Annotated in this window: 17 protein-coding genes; 9 read left to right on the plus strand and 8 right to left on the minus strand. The window is 75.4% G+C overall.

Annotated elements, in window-relative coordinates; translation table 11 throughout:
- Nucleotides 1-86: 86 nt before the first annotated feature.
- Nucleotides 87-1,604 carry an FAD-binding oxidoreductase gene (locus ACGBYP_RS08395; protein WP_411582923.1) on the plus strand — a complete coding sequence of 506 codons (1,518 nt, stop codon included), beginning with the start codon at nucleotides 87-89 and terminating at the stop codon, nucleotides 1,602-1,604.
- 103 nt (nucleotides 1,605-1,707) lie between these two features.
- Here ACGBYP_RS08395 and ACGBYP_RS08400 read toward each other — a convergent pair whose 3' ends face one another.
- The 5 genes from ACGBYP_RS08400 to ACGBYP_RS08420 form a co-directional block, all read right to left on the minus strand.
- Nucleotides 1,708-2,001 (minus strand): DUF1416 domain-containing protein, encoded by a 294-nt coding sequence (locus tag ACGBYP_RS08400; protein ID WP_411582925.1) that lies wholly within the window; start codon nucleotides 1,999-2,001, stop codon nucleotides 1,708-1,710.
- 2 nt (nucleotides 2,002-2,003) lie between these two features.
- A complete protein-coding gene (locus ACGBYP_RS08405; protein WP_411582927.1) occupies nucleotides 2,004-2,837 on the minus strand; it encodes a sulfurtransferase in 834 nt (277 codons plus the stop codon).
- A 222-nt stretch (nucleotides 2,838-3,059) separates the two neighbouring features.
- On the minus strand, nucleotides 3,060-3,401 hold the full coding sequence (locus ACGBYP_RS08410; RefSeq protein ID WP_411582928.1) for a thioredoxin family protein: 342 nt from the start codon (nucleotides 3,399-3,401) through the stop codon (nucleotides 3,060-3,062).
- Nucleotides 3,402-3,453: 52 nt separating this feature from the next.
- Entirely contained in the window at nucleotides 3,454-4,164 is a 711-nt protein-coding gene (locus ACGBYP_RS08415; protein WP_411582930.1) for a DUF2993 domain-containing protein, read from the minus strand.
- Nucleotides 4,161-4,982: a hypothetical protein gene (locus ACGBYP_RS08420; protein ID WP_411582932.1), complete on the minus strand. Its 822-nt coding sequence runs from the start codon at nucleotides 4,980-4,982 to the stop codon at nucleotides 4,161-4,163. Before ACGBYP_RS08420 ends, ACGBYP_RS08415 begins: the two co-directional genes overlap by 4 nt.
- Before the next feature lie 147 nt (nucleotides 4,983-5,129).
- On the opposite strand from ACGBYP_RS08420, the gene ACGBYP_RS08425 reads away from it, so the two are divergent.
- The 6 genes from ACGBYP_RS08425 to pstB all read left to right on the plus strand — a co-directional run bounded on the left by ACGBYP_RS08425 (nucleotide 5,130) and on the right by pstB (nucleotide 11,135).
- Nucleotides 5,130-5,858, plus strand: a complete 729-nt coding sequence (locus tag ACGBYP_RS08425) for a winged-helix domain-containing protein (RefSeq protein ID WP_411582934.1) — start codon at nucleotides 5,130-5,132, stop codon at nucleotides 5,856-5,858.
- Between the two features lie 56 nt (nucleotides 5,859-5,914).
- Nucleotides 5,915-6,823 (plus strand): mycothiol synthase, encoded by a 909-nt coding sequence (gene mshD / locus ACGBYP_RS08430; protein ID WP_411583694.1) that lies wholly within the window; start codon nucleotides 5,915-5,917, stop codon nucleotides 6,821-6,823.
- A 214-nt stretch (nucleotides 6,824-7,037) separates the two neighbouring features.
- Nucleotides 7,038-8,168, plus strand: a complete 1,131-nt coding sequence (gene pstS, locus ACGBYP_RS08435; RefSeq protein ID WP_411582936.1) for a phosphate ABC transporter substrate-binding protein PstS — start codon at nucleotides 7,038-7,040, stop codon at nucleotides 8,166-8,168.
- 124 nt (nucleotides 8,169-8,292) lie between these two features.
- On the plus strand, nucleotides 8,293-9,246 hold the full coding sequence (gene pstC, locus ACGBYP_RS08440; protein ID WP_411582938.1) for a phosphate ABC transporter permease subunit PstC: 954 nt from the start codon (nucleotides 8,293-8,295) through the stop codon (nucleotides 9,244-9,246).
- On the plus strand, nucleotides 9,246-10,331 hold the full coding sequence (gene pstA, locus ACGBYP_RS08445) for a phosphate ABC transporter permease PstA (RefSeq protein ID WP_411582940.1): 1,086 nt from the start codon (nucleotides 9,246-9,248) through the stop codon (nucleotides 10,329-10,331). Before pstC ends, pstA begins: the two co-directional genes overlap by 1 nt.
- A 24-nt stretch (nucleotides 10,332-10,355) precedes the next feature.
- A complete protein-coding gene (gene pstB, locus ACGBYP_RS08450) occupies nucleotides 10,356-11,135 on the plus strand; it encodes a phosphate ABC transporter ATP-binding protein PstB (protein WP_411582942.1) in 780 nt (259 codons plus the stop codon).
- A 135-nt stretch (nucleotides 11,136-11,270) separates the two neighbouring features.
- Here pstB and ACGBYP_RS08455 read toward each other — a convergent pair whose 3' ends face one another.
- Nucleotides 11,271-12,764, minus strand: a complete 1,494-nt coding sequence (locus ACGBYP_RS08455) for an LCP family protein (protein WP_411582944.1) — start codon at nucleotides 12,762-12,764, stop codon at nucleotides 11,271-11,273.
- A 1,022-nt stretch (nucleotides 12,765-13,786) separates the two neighbouring features.
- Here ACGBYP_RS08455 and ACGBYP_RS08460 point away from each other — a divergent pair.
- Nucleotides 13,787-14,749, plus strand: coding sequence for a hypothetical protein (locus ACGBYP_RS08460; RefSeq protein WP_411582946.1), 963 nt, complete (start codon nucleotides 13,787-13,789; stop codon nucleotides 14,747-14,749).
- A 58-nt stretch (nucleotides 14,750-14,807) separates the two neighbouring features.
- Here the strand turns inward: ACGBYP_RS08460 and ACGBYP_RS08465 are convergent, their stop codons facing one another.
- Nucleotides 14,808-15,239 carry a DUF2795 domain-containing protein gene (locus ACGBYP_RS08465; RefSeq protein WP_411582948.1) on the minus strand — a complete coding sequence of 144 codons (432 nt, stop codon included), beginning with the start codon at nucleotides 15,237-15,239 and terminating at the stop codon, nucleotides 14,808-14,810.
- 13 nt (nucleotides 15,240-15,252) lie between these two features.
- Nucleotides 15,253-15,462 carry a DUF2945 domain-containing protein gene (locus ACGBYP_RS08470; RefSeq protein ID WP_411582950.1) on the minus strand — a complete coding sequence of 70 codons (210 nt, stop codon included), beginning with the start codon at nucleotides 15,460-15,462 and terminating at the stop codon, nucleotides 15,253-15,255.
- A gap of 306 nt (nucleotides 15,463-15,768) precedes the next feature.
- Here ACGBYP_RS08470 and ACGBYP_RS08475 point away from each other — a divergent pair, with 306 nt between their 5' ends.
- Nucleotides 15,769-16,584 carry a siderophore-interacting protein gene (locus ACGBYP_RS08475; protein ID WP_411582952.1) on the plus strand — a complete coding sequence of 272 codons (816 nt, stop codon included), beginning with the start codon at nucleotides 15,769-15,771 and terminating at the stop codon, nucleotides 16,582-16,584.
- Nucleotides 16,585-16,617 lie beyond the last annotated feature (33 nt).

A 16,617-nucleotide genomic window follows, 5' to 3' on the forward strand; every position in this document is an offset into this window, starting at 1 on the left:
TGTCCCGGACCTCGCCGGGGGCGGGCGCGCAGCGTGCGCCGGACCCTCCCCCGTGCGGTCCCGCCACCCGAGGAGCGCACCCGCCGATGACCGCCACCGAGACCCCGGTGACCACCCCGACCAGCACCAGCACGGTCGGCACCGCGACCGCCGAGGCGCTGCGGGCCGCCACCGCCGTCGTCGGCCCGGCGCGGGCGCGCCACCACGTCGACGGGACCGGCACCGCTGTCCCGCTGGTCCGCGGCGCCAACGTCAGCATGTCCCGCACCCGCGACGTCCTCGGCGTGCTGCGTCCCCGCACGGTCGCCGAGGCCCGCCGGGTCGTCCAGGTCTTCGACCGGTTCCCCGGCGCCTGCGGGCTGCAGGCGATCAGCACCGGCCACAACTGGGGCCTGGGCTCCCGCGAGCCGGCGCACGACGACGTGGTGACCCTCGACCTGGGCGACCTGGCCGAGGTCCGCGCCCTGGACGTCGACCGCGGCTGGGCGGTCATCGAGCCCGGGGTCACCCAGGGGCAGCTCGCCGCCTGCCTGGCCGGCACCTCCCGGATGCTCAACGTGACCAACTCCGCCTCCACCACCAGCGTCATCGGCAACGCCCTCGAGCGCGGCGTCGGCTTCCGGGCCCAGCGCACCGACGACGTCCTGGGCCTGGAGGTGCTGCTCCCCGACGGCGAGCTCGTGCGGGTCGGCTGGTGGCCCGACGCCGAGCGGCACACGCCGGTCTACCCGCACGGTCTCGGCCCGGGGCTGGCCGACCTGTTCGTCCAGTCCGACCTGGGCATCGTCACCGCCGCCGCCGTCCGGCTGCTCCCCCGGCCGCAGGCCCAGCGGGTGGTGCGGCTGCGCTTCACCGACGCCGGGCTGGTGCCGGCGATGGACGCCATCCGCGACTGGCTGGTCGCCGGGCTGGTCGACGCCGTGCCCAAGGTCTACGACGCCGCCGCCACCACCCGCTACGGCGGCGACGGGTCGGCCGGGCAGTTCGTCGCCCACCTCTGCGTGGACGGCACCGAGCGGACGATCGACACCCTGGTGCAGCTCCTGGTCGACGAGGCGCACGCCAGCGGCGCGTTCGTCGCCGTGTCCGCCTCCGACGAGGACCGCGACCTCGTGGACGTCGACGTCGCGCACGACTTCGCCGGCGACCCGAGCCGCAACGACGCGGTGTTCGAGAAGACCTTCGGCACCACCCCCGCCGGGCTCGACGCGAGCGGGCACGGCTGGCTGTTCTTCCTCCCGCTGGTGCCGATGACCGGCGCCGACGTGGCCAGCGCGCACGGGCTCAAGGAGCGGATCGCCGCCGAGACCGGGGTGCGGTTCGGCTCGGTCGTGCACGTGCTGAGCACCGACTACGCGGACTTCGTCATGTCGGTGCGCTTCACCGCGGCCGACCGGGACCGGGTGCACGCCGCCCTCGACCTCGCCCACGAGCTGTTCGCCGAGGCCGGCTTCCGCCCCTACCGGCTCGACGTCGACCACGCCGCCTGGGTCGACCGGCTCGACCCCGACCCGGGGGCCCGGGCGCTGCTGGCCCGGCTCAAGTCCGCCCTCGACCCGCACGGGACGATCGCCACGAACCGCTACGGCGTCCCGGCCCGCTGACGCGACAGGGCCCGCCTCCCCGAGGGGAGGCGGGCCCTGTCCGGCCTGGCCCTCTTGCAGGGTCCCGCCCTGAGCCTGCGAAGGGCGGGGGGCAAGAGGGTCCTCACACGATGGCCAGCGTCGTCTCGTTCAGGCCGACGTCGGCGGCGATGCTGCGCTCGGCCCGGCCGACCGGCGACAGCGACCGGAGCGTCCACTCGCCGGGGGCGGCGAAGAACCGGAAGTGCCCCTCCGGGCTGGTCACCACCTCGGCGGTGAACTCGTCGGTCGCGTCGAGCAGCCGGACGTAGGCGCCGGCGACCGGCGACCCGTCGTGCCAGACCTGCCCCTGGATGACCGTCTGGGTCGTCAGGTCCACGCCGGCGAGACCGCCACCCTGCTCGGGGGCCCCGCACACGGTCAGGCGCCCTTCGCGATCGGGACGCCGACCAGGGAGCCGTACTCGGTCCAGGAGCCGTCGTAGTTCTTGACGTTCTGGTGGCCGAGCAGCTCGCGCAGCACGAACCAGGTGTGGCTCGAGCGCTCACCGATGCGGCAGTAGGCGATGGTGTCCTTGGCGGTGTCGAGGCCGGCGTCGGCGTACAGCTTCGCGAGCTCCTCGTCGCTCTTGAAGGTGCCGTCCTCGTTGGCCGCCTTGCTCCACGGCACGTTCACCGCGGTCGGGATGTGCCCGGCGCGCTGGGCACCCTCCTGCGGGAGGTGCGCGGGGGCGGTCAGCTTGCCGGCGAACTCGTCGGGCGAGCGGACGTCGACCAGGTTCTTGGCGCCGATGGCGTCGACGACCTCGTCGCGGAAGGCGCGGATGGAGGCGTCGGGCTCACCGGCGGCGTACTGGGTCGCCGGGCGCTCGACGGCGTCGGCGGACAGCGGGCGGCTGTCGAGCTCCCACTTCTTGCGGCCGCCGTCGATCAGCTTGACGTCGCGGTGGCCGTAGACCTTGAAGTACCAGTACGCGTAGGCGGCGAACCAGTTGTTGTTGCCGCCGTAGAGCACGACGGTGTCGTCGTTGGCGATGCCCTTGGCCGACAGCAGGGCGCTGAAGCCCTCACGGTCGACGAAGTCGCGGGACTCGGCGTCCTGGAGGTCGGTCTTCCAGTCCAGCTTGACCGCGCCCTCGATGTGGCCCTTGTCGTAGGCGCTGGTGTCCTCGTCGACCTCGACGAAGACGATGCCGGGCTGACCCAGGTGCTCCTGGGCCCAGTCTGCGGTGACGAGCACGTCGGTACGGCTCATGGGTGTGGTTCCTCCATCAGGTGGGACGGTGGGTGGGGTTCCGTGCAGTGCGCCCGGCCGGTGCCCGCTGCGGCGCGTGGGCCGACGAGGGGGCAGCTCAGACCCGGGGGGATCGAGGCGCGGGAGGGGCTCAGCGAGCCGGACAGAGGCTGCTGCCGACACGGCACAGGTCGACTGTGCGGCGCGAGGTCAGCAGGGTGCCCACGGCGGCAGGGTAGCGGATCACCGTCGTGCGCCGGTGTGGGTGTCGGCCAGGGCGGCCAGCTCCGCCGGTCGCGGCGCGCCGGTGCCCCGCGCGACGACCGCGCCGGCGCGGTCCAGCCAGATCACCGTCGGCGTCGCCGTGACCTCCAGCGCCCGGACGGCGTCGAGGTGGCTCTCGGCGTCCACGTGGACGTACGCCAGCCCCGGGCGGGTGCGCTCCAGCTGCTGCAGGCGCGCCCGCGTGGCCCGGCACGGGCCGCAGAAGGCGGTGGAGAACTGCACCGCCGTCAGGTCGGCGTCCTCCGGCCGCACGCCCAGGTTGCGCAGGACGGCCAGCGTCTCGTCGGGTCCCGGCGTCACCTGGGCTGCAACGGGACCCAGTGCGCCCTCATTCCGGACGGCGCCGGACGGCTCAGCCGGTGAGGACCGTGTCGGTGGCCTCGACCCGGACGTCGACGCCGTCGGCCGCCGGGACCACGCTGGTCAGCTGCAGGCCGAAGGGCAGCGCCGGCACCGGGTACCGCAGGTCGAGCAGCTGCGCGGCCTCCTCCAGCACCGCGCCGGGGACGTCGAGCGAGCCGGCCGAGGCCTCGCCCACGTCGACGACCACGTCGCCGTCCTCCAGGCGCACCGTGCCGGTCGCGGTGAGCGGGACCTCGAGCCCGAGGACCTCCACCCGCCGGGTGACCCGGATGCCGTCGCCCTCCTGGCTCAGCGTCGTGTCGCCGCCCAGCTGCTGGGCCAGCAGCGCGTACGAGAGGGTGGCCGTGCCGTCGACGCGGTCGACCGGGACCTGCTGGACCGAGCCCGACACGACGTCGGACAGCGGGACGTGCACGCCGCGCAGCGACACGTCGGCGGCCGTCCCGGCCGGCTGGCCGAGCTGCTCGGCGGTCAGCTGCAGCCGGACGTCGTCGTACTCACCGCCCAGGGCCTGGGTGAGGAACGGGAACCCGGCGATCTCGACCTCCGGCGGCCCGGCCAGCCCCCCGCGCTGCGCCACCTGCTCGGCGACCCGGTCCTCGGCGATGCCCACGCCGACCCGGTCGACGACGACCAGGAGGCCGACGACGAGCAGGAGCAGGAACACCAGGGCGCCCAGGCACCCGGCCCGGCGGCTCACCCGGTGCCCGAGAGGGCGAGCGCGTAGGCGACCGGCGCCACGGCGGCCAGCGGCAGCACCGACTGCAACACCGGCAGCGACCAGCTGGCCGCGCCGCGCTCGGCCACCACGTAGGAGGCCGCCACCGCCGTCAACGCGGCGACCCCGCCGAGCGAGGCGCCGTAGACCGCCGCCGACAGCGAGTCGACCAGCGCGCCGCCGTCGCGGCGCAGCAGCGCCACCACCACCGCGGTGAGCACCGCGACGACCAGGCCGACCAGACCGCGCGGCACGCCGTCGGCGATCTGCGGACGGGGCAGCACGAGGTCGACGAGGTGGCCGGCCAGCACCGCCGCCCCGACCGCGAGCACCGCGGTCTGCACGGCCCGCTCGCCGTCGTCGACCCGGGCGACGGCCAGCAGCACCGCGAGGGAGCTGACGCAGCACAGCAGGAGCAGGACGCCGGCCAGCGACGCGACCAGGTAGCGGCGTGGGGACGGGCGGGTCATCTGGTGGACGACGGCCAGCAGGAAGCCCAGCCCCAGGACGGCGAGCAGCCGGTCGAGCTCCGGGCGCTCGGGCAGCACCATGGCCAGGTCGGCGCCGACCGCGGCCAGCCCGCCCAGGGCGAGCGAGCCGGTGGACCCGCGGATGCCGGTGGCCACCACCCAGGCGGCCACCAGCGCGAGCTGGAGCACGAGCACGGCGGCGAACCGGCCGGCGTCGCCCAGGGCCACCGGCAGACCGGCGACGAGCGCGGTCGCCACGACCACCGCCCCGGCCGCGGGCAGGTGGTGCACGCGCGGGGACGGCTCCACGTCCACCCCTGCCGCCGTCACCCCCCGATCGTCCCAGAGACCGGCGCCGGAGCCGTGCGGACCCGCCCGGCGGCGACGGGTCCTGGCGGCGTCGTCCGTCCGCTATCCTGCCCTCTCACCTCGACAGCGCGGTCGACGGCCTGGGACTCCACCCCAGTGAGGAGAGACATGCGACTCGTGCTCATGACCTCGGCCCGGCAGGCCACCACGGAGGTCCTCCCCGCGCTCGGGCTGCTGGCCCACCAGGTGCGCGTCGTGGCTCCCGAGCTGTCCAGCCTGCTCGACGGTGACGCCGGTGACGTCGTCCTCGTCGACGCCCGGCACGACCTCGTCTCCGCCCGCACCCTCTGCTCGCTGCTCGCCTCCACGGGCGTGGCCGCGTCCCTCGTCGCCGTCCTGTCCGAGGGCGGCCTGGTCGCGCTGTCGGCCGACTGGGGCGTCGACGACGTGGTGCTCGACACCGCCGGCCCCGCCGAGGTCGACGCCCGGCTGAAGTGGGCCACCGCCCGCCGGCTGGCCGCCTCCACCCCGGCCGACGGCGCCGAGGGCGGCGTGACCAAGGCCGGCGAGCTGGTCATCGACGAGCACAGCTACTCGGCCAAGCTGCGCGGCCGCCCGCTCGACCTCACCTACAAGGAGTTCGAGCTCCTCAAGTACCTCGCCCAGCACCCCGGCCGGGTCTTCTCCCGCGCCCAGCTGCTGCAGGAGATCTGGGGCTACGACTACTTCGGCGGCACCCGCACCGTCGACGTCCACGTCCGCCGGCTGCGGGCGAAGCTGGGCACCGAGCACGAGGCGCTGATCGGCACGGTCCGCAACGTCGGCTACAAGCTCGACCAGCAGGTCGCCGACGCCACGGCCGCAGCCGGCGTCGCCGCGGCCGACACCGTCTCCTGAGCACCGGTCCCCTGAGCACCGACCCGCCCGTCCTCTCCGTCGAGGTCACCGACCGGCTGTCCGCGCCGGTGGTGGCCGCGGTGGAGGCCCTGCTGGCCGCCGCCCTGGCCGCCGACGGCGTGCGGCCGGTCTCGGAGGAGTCGCAGCTGCGGCTGGCCCACGGCGGTCCGGCCGGCGGCGCCGACGTCACCGCCCGGGACGCCGCGGGGACCCTGGTCGGCTACGCGCGCCTGGAGCGGCCGGACGGCGACCCCGAGGCCGAGGCCGAGCTGGTCGTCGCACCGTCCGCCCGCCGCCGCGGTGTCGGCACCGCGCTGCTGGGCCGGCTCGAGCAGCTCGCCGGCGACCGGCCGCTGCGGGTCTGGGCGCACGGCGAGCTGCCCGGCTCCGCCGAGCTGGCCCGCGGGCGCGGGTACGAGCGCGCCCGGGTCCTCCTGCAGATGCGCCGCCCGCTCGACGGCGTCGACCCCGACCCGCAGCCCCGCCTGCCCGCCGGCGTCACGGTGTCGACGTTCCGGCCGGGCGCCGACGAGGACGCCTGGCTGCACGTCAACGCCCGCGCCTTCGCCCACCACCCCGAGCAGGGCCGCTGGACCGCTGCCGACCTCGCGCTGCGCGAGGCCGAGTCCTGGTTCGACCCGGCCGGCTTCTTCCTCGCCTGGCGCGAGGAGCCGGCGGGCCCGCGCCTGCTGGGCTCGCACTGGACCAAGGTCCACCCCGCCGGCGAGGCGGGGGACGCCCCCGTCGGGGAGGTCTACGTGCTCGGCATCGACCCCGACGCGCAGGGCCTCGGGCTGGGCCGGGCACTGACCGACCTCGGGCTGGCGCACCTGCGCGGCCGAGGGCTCTCCCACGTGCTGCTGTACGTCGAGGAGGACAACACCGCAGCGGTCGCGCTGTACGAGCGCAGCGGTTTCACGCGGTACACGGTCGACGTCTCGTGGCGGCGGCCGACCTCTCGCTGAGGGTGCAGTTCCGGTTCCCCATCGTCTCGCCACGCGGGCGTTCACCCGTTGGACGGACAGCGTCCGCCGAGTCGTGGCCGACGTCTCAACGGGCGTTCACGCCTCGTTCACCGAGGCTGCCGGATCCGTCCACCTGGCCTGCTTAGCGTCTTGCCACGTCACGCAGACTGCCCGGCTTCGACGTCCGGGCACCCTTCAGTTGAAAGGCACTGAGTTGAAGCTCAGCACCACGACGCGCGCCGCGGCGGTCTCCTCCGCCCTCGCTGCCACCCTCGCCCTGGCCGCCTGTGGCGCCTCGAACGAGACCGGTGGCGACGCTGGCGCCGCCACCTCCGGCGGCAGTGCGTCGAGCGCCGCCCCCGAGCTCAGCGGCGCCCTCGCCGGCGCCGGTTCCAGCGCGCAGCAGTCCGCCATGGAGGCGTGGCAGGCCGGCTTCGAGGGTGAGTACCCCGACGTGCAGTTCAGCTACGACCCGAGCGGCTCGGGCAACGGCCGCAAGGCCTTCCTCAGCGGTGCCGCCGACTTCGCCGGCTCCGACGCCGCGCTGAAGGACGAGGAGCTGGCCCAGGCCGCCGACCGCTGCGCCACCGCCGACGTCTTCGAGCTGCCGAACTACATCTCGCCGATCGCCGTCGCGTTCAACCTCGAGGGCGTCGACTCGCTGAACCTGAAGCCGGCCACCGTCGCCGACATCTTCAGCGGCAAGATCACCACCTGGAACGACCCGGCCATCGCCGCCGACAACGCCGGCGTCACCCTGCCGTCCACCGCGATCGTCCCCGTGCACCGCGCCGACGACTCGGGCACCACGGAGAACTTCACCGAGTACCTGCACGAGGTCGCCCCCGACGCGTGGACCGCCGAGCCGGACGGCGTCTGGCCGCTCGAGGGCGGCGAGAACGCCAACGGCACCTCCGGCGTCATCGACGTCGTCACCAGCACCGCCGGCGCGATCACCTACGCCGACGCCAGCCGGGCCTCGGACCTGGGCATCGTCAGCGTCGCCGTCGGTGGCGAGTTCGTCGCCCCGTCGGCGGAGGCCGCCGCCGCCGTCGTCGAGAACTCCCCGGTGGTCGAGGGCCGTGGCGAGTACGACTTCGCCATCGAGCTCAACCGCGCCACCGAGGGCACCGGCGAGTACCCGGTCGTCCTGGTCAGCTACCACGTCGGTTGCGTCCAGTACGACGACGCCGCCAAGGCCGCCAACGTCAAGGGCTTCATGCAGTACGTGATCAGCGAGGAGGGTCAGTCCGCGTCGTCGGAGAACGCCGGCAGCGCCCCGATCTCCGAGACCCTGCGCACGCAGGCCCAGACGGCGATCGACGCCATCACCGCCGCCGGCTGACACCGGCACACCGCGCTGGCCCGGGACGTCGACCGACGTCCCGGGCCATCGCACCGCCCGGCCCCGGGCACCCTGCACGACACTGAGAACCTCCACGGCACCCCACGAACCACACGGAGCACCGGTGACCGCCACGAAGGCCCCGATCGAACCACCGTCGCAGCAGCGAGCCGTCCGCCGACCGGGTGACCGCATCTTCTCCGGCGCGGCCCGGGGATCCGGCGTCTTCATCCTGCTGGTCCTGGCCGGCGTCGCCGCCTTCTTGATCAGCGAGGCCGTCCCGGCCCTCACCGCCCCCGCCGCGGAGATCCCCGACGGCAACGGCCTCGCCCCCTACATCGGCCCGCTCGTGCTCGGCACCCTGCTCGGCGCGGTGATCGCCCTGCTGGTCGCCACGCCCCTGGCCGTGGGCATCGCGCTCTTCATCACCTACTACGCGCCCCGGCGGATCGCCGCGACGCTGGGCTACGTCATCGACCTGCTCGCCGCGATCCCCAGCGTCGTCTACGGCTTCTGGGGCCTGGCGGTGCTGGCGCCCCAGCTGGTGCCCTTCCACACCTGGCTGGCCGACACCCTCGGCTTCCTGCCCTTCTTCGCCGGCCCCGCCTCTGCCAGCGGCCGTACGATGCTCACCGTCGGCATCGTCCTCGGCGTGATGATCCTGCCGATCATCTCGGCCATCTCGCGGGAGGTGTTCAGCCAGGCCCCGGCGCTGCACCGCGAGGCCGCGCTGGCCCTGGGCGCCACCCGCTGGGAGATGATCAAGATGGCGGTGCTGCCCTACGGCAAGTCCGGGGTGATCGCCGGCGCGATGCTCGGCCTGGGCCGCGCCCTCGGCGAGACGATGGCGGTCGCGATCATCCTGTCCGGCGGCGCCGGCGCGACCGTGAACCTGATCAGCAACTCGAACCCCTCGACGATCGCCTCGAACATCGCCCTGCGGTTCCCCGAGGCCACCGGCATCGGCGTGAACACGCTGATCGCCAGCGGCCTGGCGCTGTTCCTCATCACGCTCGCCGTCAACATGCTCGCCCGCTGGATCGTCAACCGGCGCGCCGACTTCTCCGGAGCCAACTGATGAGCACCGAGACCCCCCTCGCCCCCGTCGGCGCCACCAGCCTCGGCAACGCGGGCCCGGTGCGCGAGCAGCGCAAGCTGCCGCGCTTCGCCCCGGTCGGCATCTTCCTGGCCGGGGTCGCCCTCGGGGCCCTCCTGTCCGCGCTCACCGGCTTCAGCGTCGCGCTGACCGTCATCTACGGCGTCGTCCTGGGCAGCCTGGCCGTCTACCTGGTGTCCCGCGCGGTCGAGGGCCGCCGCAAGGCCACCGACCGGCTGGTCACCAGCCTGGTGACCACCGCCTTCGCCATCGCCATGGTGCCGCTGGTCTCGCTGGTCTACACCGTGCTGGACAACGGTCTCCCCCGGCTCGACGGCGCGTTCTTCTCCAACTCGATGTACCGGGTCGTCGGTGAGGGTGGTGGCGCCTACCACGCCATCCTCGGCACCGTGATCATCACGGCCCTGGCCACGGTGATCTCCGTGCCGATCGGCCTGTTCGCCGCCATCTACCTGGTCGAGTACGGCACCGGCCGGCTGAAGAAGGCCATCACCTTCTTCGTCGACGTGATGACCGGCATCCCCTCGATCGTGGCCGGCCTCTTCTCCTACGCCCTCTTCACGCTGCTGTTCGGCGTCGAGGTCCGCATGGGGGTCATGGGCGCCGTCGCGCTGTCGGTGCTGATGATCCCGGTGGTCGTGCGCTCCTGCGAGGAGGTCCTCAAGCTCGTCCCGAACGAGCTGCGCGAGGCCGCCTACGCCCTGGGCGTCCCGAAGTGGCGCACGATCGTGAAGGTGGTCATCCCGACCGCCATCGCCGGCCTCGGCACGGGCATCACGCTCGCGGTCGCCCGCGTCATCGGCGAGACCGCGCCGCTGCTGATCACCGTCGGCCTGATCACCGGCACGAACCTCAACCCGTTCGACGGGCGCATGGCGACGCTGCCGGTCTTCGCCTACTACCAGCTCACCCAGCCGGGCACCGCGACGCAGGCGTTCATCGACCGGGCCTGGACCTCGGCGCTCGTCCTCATCATCCTGGTCATGGCGCTGAACGTCATCGCTCGCCTGATCACCCGCTTCTTCGCCCCCAAGACCGGTCGCTGACCGACCCATCCGGAGGACCCACCCGTGGCCAAGCGCATCGACGTCAGTGACCTGGACATCTACTACGGCAACTTCAAGGCCGTGGAGAGCGTCAACATCTCGATCGAGCCGCGCAGCATCACCGCACTGATCGGCCCCTCGGGCTGCGGCAAGTCGACCTTCCTGCGGTCGCTCAACCGCATGCACGAGGTCATCCCCGGCGCGCGGGTCGAGGGCAAGGTCGTCATCGACGGCCAGGACCTCTACGGCGCCGGCGTCGACCCGGTCGACGTCCGGCGGCAGATCGGCATGGTCTTCCAGCGGCCCAACCCGTTCCCGACGATGTCGATCTACGACAACGTGGTGGCCGGTGTCCGCCTGAACAGCACCAAGCTCAAGAAGAGCGACATGGACGACCTGGTCGAGCGCTCGCTCAAGGGTGCCAACCTCTGGACCGAGGTCAAGGACCGCCTCGACCGCCCCGGTGCCGGCCTGTCCGGTGGCCAGCAGCAGCGTCTGTGCATCGCCCGCGCGATCGCGGTCGAGCCCGAGGTGCTGCTGATGGACGAGCCGTGCTCGGCCCTGGACCCGATCTCCACGCTGGCCATCGAGGACCTGATGACCGAGCTCAAGGAGCGGTTCACCATCGTCATCGTCACGCACAACATGCAGCAGGCCGCGCGCGTGAGCACCTCCACCGGGTTCTTCAACCTCAACGGCGTGGGCCAGCCCGGCCGGCTCATCGAGTTCAACCCGACCGAGAAGATCTTCAGCAACCCCGAGGAGAAGGCCACGGAGGACTACATCTCCGGCCGCTTCGGGTGATCCCGCGCTGAGCCACCCGGCTCTCCCGCTGCAGACCACGGCCCCGTCCCCGCTCCCGCGGGGGCGGGGCCGTGGTCGTCCGTGCGGCAGGCCACCGGGCCCGGGTCGGCACGGGGCGGACCAGCACGGGGTGGGTCAGCTGGTACAGGCCCCGTCGCCGGCCTCGGCGGGCGGGGCCGCGGACGCCGGGACGGGCGTGCCGAGGTCGGCCGGCGCCAGGCCGGTGTAGTCGGGGCCGACGACGAGCTGCACGGCGGCGCCCACCGCGGGGGTCTCCAGCAGGACGGCGCCGGGCACCGCGGCGGCCACGGTGCGGGCCGGCTCCAGGGCCGCGGGGCCGTAGCGGACCACCGTGCGGTCCACGGCCCCGGGCTCGACCCCGCGGACGCCGACCCGGAACCCAGCGGCGGCCAGGGCGTCGGCGACCTCCGCGGTGCGGCCGGCGCCGGTGGCGTCCAGCACGTCGACGGTCACCCCCTCCGGCGGGATGGTGACCGTGGTGCCCGCCGGCACCGGGTCGGCGACGGCCGGGGCGGCCGCCTGAGCGGCGTCGGCGGGCGCGGCCTCCCCCGCGGCGGGCTCCTGCGGCGCCGGCAGCCGGCCGCTGTTGATGACCTCGTCGAACAGCTCGCGGGTGGCGAGCGCGTCGACGACGACGGCGGCCTGGTCGCTGCCGGTCGCCACCCGGCCGACCTGGGCGACCGGGAGCGCGGTGACCTCGACGGCCGACTGCCCGTCCGGGCCGAGGGCCAGGCCCAGCGAGCGCACGTCCTGCAGGCTGGTGTCCTCGTCGACGGTGAGCGTGTCACCGGTGCGGGACAGGAACCGGGCGAGCGTCAGCGGGTCGGCGAGTGCGCCCCCGGTCAGGCCGGCGGACAGCGTCGAGGCGAGCACCTGCTGGCCGCGGGCGCCCACGATCGCCCCGGTCACGTCGGAGCCCGCGCCGCCGGGCCGCAGGTGGTCGGCCACCGCGTCCCCGGCCAGCTGCTGCTCCCCGACGGTCGGGCACATCTGGACCTCGCCGAGGACCTCGACCAGGCCCGGCAGCCGGGCGGCGTCCACCCCGACGTAGTGGTCGACCCGCAGCCCGGTCAGCTGCTGGACCGAGCGCACCAGGCAGGACGGCCCGCCCTGCAGCAGCGCCGCGGCGAACGGCTCGGTGGCCGGTTCCCGCAACGAGCCGTCGGCGGCGCGGCAGGCAGGGGTGTCGGTGAGCGCGGTCGGGGGCAGCGCCACCACCACCGCCCGACCGTCGTCGGCGACGTGCGCGACCAGGGCGGCCACCGATGCCAGGCCACTGCGCCCGGGCAGGCCGCTGGTGACCACCAGCGAGGTCTCCGCGCCGGCCTGCAGCTGCGGGGCCAGCACCTCGGGCCCGTCGGGGACCAGCGCGTCGACCCGGCCGATCGCCTGGTCGCCGTAGACGTACAGCCCGCCGTAGGCGGCGACCACCACGCCCAGCAGGGCGAGCAGCGCGAACACCGCCCGGTTGAACCGGCGCCGGGCCGGGCTCGGTGGCGTGCGCACCCGCGCCGGTCGCCGGGCGACGGTCGAGCCGGTCGCGGTGGGCAGGTCACGGCCGGGGATCGGCGGGATCGGCAGGCTCCGGCGGACACCGGGGACCGGCACCGAGTGCTGCGGCCCGCCCGGCGGCGGGACCGCGGGCCGGAGCGGGGTCCCGGGCGCGCCGCTCAGTCCGGGGATCGGGGGCACCGGCACGGACGGCGAGGCACCACGCGCCGGGGCCGCCGGCGCGGCCGGGCTCGGGCCAGGGGCCGGCCGCGGTGCCGGGGACGCGGGCGCCGGCGGGGCCACCGGCACGGGCCAGGCCGTGGCGCCGGACGCGCGCGCCTGCTGCGGCGCCGGCCCGGCCGACGGACGCACCGGTGGGGCCGCGGGTGGGGGTGCGTTCCGCGCGGTCGCCGGCAGCGGTGGGGCCGCCGACCGTCCCGCCGGCCCGGCCACGGGCGCAGCCGGTGACGCGGGCGCCGGGCGGGCGGGGGTCGCCACGTCGGGCGTCCCGGGCAGGAGCCCGGTCGCGGGCGCCGCCGGCGGCCCGGCGTCGGGGGCGGGGGCGGCGGGCTGCCAGCCGGTCGGCAGGACCGGCGGCGACGGGGCAGCGGCCGGGCGGCCGGGTGCACGGCGCGCACCGACGCGGGGCGCGGGGTCGCCGCCGGGTCGCTCGGCACGCCGGGCGTCGTCGGGCAGCTCGGGCGCGCCCCGTCGCGGCAGCCCCTGCTCGTCGACCGCCTGCTGCCGGCCGGTGGCCTCCGCCTCGCGCCGCTCGGCGCGGCGCCCCACCCGCGCGCCACCGGACCGGGCGACGAGCTCGGCCACGGTCAGCGGGGCGGCCGGACCGTCGCCGGCCGCGCGGGAGCCCGTGGCGGACCGGTCGCCGACGGGTCCGCCACCGTCGGTCCCGCTCGGCCTGGGCTCGTCCGCCACCGGTGTCGACATCCCATCGTCGTGTCCTGCGGCGCCGTGGCCGGGCCGCCCGTTCCGCGCCCCGGCCGAGCTCGCGCCGCCCGCCGTGGGACCTTCCCACGATACGGGCGCGGCGACGGCCCGACGGCCGGACGCGCGGACGGCGGGGGCATCTCCTGCCCGGGCTCGACCGGCAGGGACGCGGGCCGGACCGTAGCGTCGGCCCGGTGAAGCTGCCCTTCCCCGGCCCGACCGACGTGCTCAGCGCCGCCGGGGGCCTGCGTGACGGCGTCGCCGAGGCGCTCACCCTGCTGCCCAGGATCGCCGGCGCGATGGGCGAGCTCGAGCGGCTGCTCCAGCGCGGCACCGCCCTGATCGACCGGGCGGAGCTGCTCGCCGACTCCGCCGAGCGGGCGATCGCCGCGGTGGACGCGACCCGCGCGCACGCCGACGAGGCGATGACCCGGATCGAGCGGACCCAGGCGGCCGCGGACGACGCGATCACCGGCGTGGCGGCCACCCGGGCGCGCGCCGAGGAGGCGATCGAGCACATCGGGATCACCCAGCGCGCGGCCGACCAGACGGTGCTGCGCATCGGGGAGACGCAGGCCGCGGCCGACCGGGCCATCGAGCATCTCGGCGTGACGCAGGCGGCCGCCGACGAGGCGGTGACCCGGATCGGCGGCACCACCGACGCGGCCGAGCAGGTGGTGGCCCGGATCGGCGGCACCACCGACGCCGCCGAGCAGGTGCTGGGCGTGGTCGGCGGGACCGCCACGGCGGCCGGTGGCCTGCTGGGCCGGGCCGAGGACCTGCTGGAGACCACCGCTTCCCTGCTGGACACGGTGACCCCGCTGGTCGGTTCACTGGTCCCGCTGGTCGACCACTACGCCGACCCGCTGACCCGCCTGGCCCCGGCGCTCACCCGGTTCGCCGAGCAGCTCGACCCCGACGAGGTCGCCGCGCTGATCGCCCTGGTCGACCGGCTGCCCGACCTGGTGGTGCACCTGGACGAGGACGTCGTCCCGGTGCTGGTGACCCTCGGCGACGTGGTGCCCGACGTGCACGCGCTGCTGGACACCGTGCAGGACATGCGCCAGGTGGTGAAGGGCTTCCCCGGCTCCCGGCTGCTGCGCCGCCGCGGCGCGGAGGAGATCGCCGAGGAGGAGGCGGAGGCGGGCACGCACTGAGCGCACGACCGGCGCCGTCCCCCGCGGGGACGGCGCCGGTCGGAGGCCCGCCGGGGGCTCAGGTCTCGGTCGGGTACCCGAGCGCGCGGACGACGTCGCCGATGCGCTCGTAGGTCTGACCGTCGGGCAGCTTGGCCAGCTCGTCGGCGACCGCGTCGGGCGCCCGGTGGTCGCGGGCGGCCTCTACCAGGTCCGGGCCGGTGGCGGGGAAGTCCGCGCGGTCCAGCCAGCGGGCCAGCTCGGCCCGGGCGACGACCGCGTCCGGCGTCATGCCGTTGGGCACGCCGCCCAGCAGGGTGTCCGCCGGCGAGCTGTCGACGTCGGGCTCGCCCTCGGCTGCGGGCTCGGGGTCCTTCCACTCCTCGGCGTGGGTGGACCGGCCGGCACGGATCATGCCCTCGATCTCGTGCTTGAGCTGGTCGTCCTCGCGCGCGCTGTGCGTGGTGCTGCGGGCGGCCGTGCCCGCGAAGGTGTCGTCGTTCTCGCTCATCGGGTCTCCTCGGTCAGTCCTCGTGCAGGGCGCTGGGCTTGTGGACGGCGGTGCCGCCGCTCTTCTCGCTCTTCACCTCGTACTGCGGGTCGTCCTCGCTGGCCCGCACGGTGCGCCCGGCCGCCTCGGTGTCCTTCGTGATCTTCTTCGTGACCGTGCCCTCGGCCTCGCCGCCGTGGCTCTTCCAGCTCACGTGGTCGCCCTTGTCGAACTCCTGCGCCATCGCCGGCTCCTGTCGTCCGCTCGTCGTCCGCTCGGTGGGTCCGCCCTGCCTGCCCGGGGCGGGACGGGCGCACACATCGGGCTGTGCGCCACCGGGGGCCTCACCCGTTCGGGGGGACTCCACCGGACGGGGTGGGCTGCACCCGCAGTCGTCACGTAGCGTGCTCACTCGACGGGTGGCCCGAGCGTCTTCCCCGGTCAGCGCAGTCAGCTGATCACGCACGGTGAGCACCCGTCCCCGATCGCCGGCCCGGTCGGCCCCATTCCCCCGGGGCTGGCCGGGTCGGCCCCCGTTAACCTGGGGCTCGTGGAACCGACCGAGACCGCCGCCGCCCCGACCGTCGACCCGGCCGTCGACGTGGCCGCCCGTCCGGTCGACGTCCTCACCGTCAGCGCCGTGCGCGACGTGACGCCCGCGGTCCGCCGGGTCACCCTCACCGCCTCCGCCACCGTCGTGGCCGCCGCCGGCCCGACGCTGTCGCTGCTGGTCCCCTGGGTCGGCGACCCGGCACCGCGCTGGCCGCAGGTGGCCCGCGACGGCCGCATCGTCTGGCCGCAGGGCAGCCACGGGGTCGCGCTGCGCAGCTACACCGCCCGCCGCCAGGACCCCGGGGCCGGTGAGCTGGACGTCGACTTCGTGCTGCACGGCGACGGGCCGGCCGCGACCTGGGCCGCGGCCGCCGCGCCCGGCGCGGTGCTCGGCGTGGCCAGCGCCGCCCCGCTGGGCGCCGAGCCGGCCGGCTGGCTGCTGCTGGCCGGCGACGAGACCGCGCTGCCCGGGATCAGCCGCATCCTCGCCGCCGCCGCGCCGGACACCCGCGGGGTCGCGCTGCTGGAGGTGGCCGGCCCGGCCGAGGAGCAGGAGCTGGACGCGCCGCCGGGGGTCGAGGTGCGCTGGCTGCACCGGGCCGGCACCGGCCCCGGCGAGAGCACCCTGCTCGTCGACGCGGTCGCCGCGCTGGAGCGGCCCGCCGGCGACGACCTCTTCGCCTGGGTCGGCGCCGAGTCCGCGACGGTGCGCGCCGTCCGGGCCGACCTGCGCGGCCGGTGGGGGCTGCGGCGCCACCAGCACCACGCAATCGGCTACTGGCGCCGCGGCCGGGCGATGTCCCCCGCCGGCTGAGTCCCCCGCCGGCTGAGTCCCCCGCCGGCTGAG

The sequence above is a fragment of the Modestobacter sp. SSW1-42 genome, from assembly GCF_046635825.1.
In the GTDB taxonomy this organism is placed as follows: domain Bacteria; phylum Actinomycetota; class Actinomycetes; order Mycobacteriales; family Geodermatophilaceae; genus Modestobacter.

What these genes read in the sequence shown, in the direction of transcription:
- ACGBYP_RS08395 (WP_411582923.1), top strand. Translation starts at nt 87, where the DNA reads ATGACCGCCACCGAGACCCCGGTGACCACCCCGACCAGCACCAGCACG.
- ACGBYP_RS08405 (WP_411582927.1), bottom strand. Translation starts at nt 2,837, where the DNA reads ATGAGCCGTACCGACGTGCTCGTCACCGCAGACTGGGCCCAGGAGCAC.
- ACGBYP_RS08425 (WP_411582934.1), top strand. Translation starts at nt 5,130, where the DNA reads ATGCGACTCGTGCTCATGACCTCGGCCCGGCAGGCCACCACGGAGGTC.
- pstA (WP_411582940.1), top strand. Translation starts at nt 9,246, where the DNA reads ATGAGCACCGAGACCCCCCTCGCCCCCGTCGGCGCCACCAGCCTCGGC.
- ACGBYP_RS08465 (WP_411582948.1), bottom strand. Translation starts at nt 15,239, where the DNA reads ATGAGCGAGAACGACGACACCTTCGCGGGCACGGCCGCCCGCAGCACC.
- ACGBYP_RS08470 (WP_411582950.1), bottom strand. Translation starts at nt 15,462, where the DNA reads ATGGCGCAGGAGTTCGACAAGGGCGACCACGTGAGCTGGAAGAGCCAC.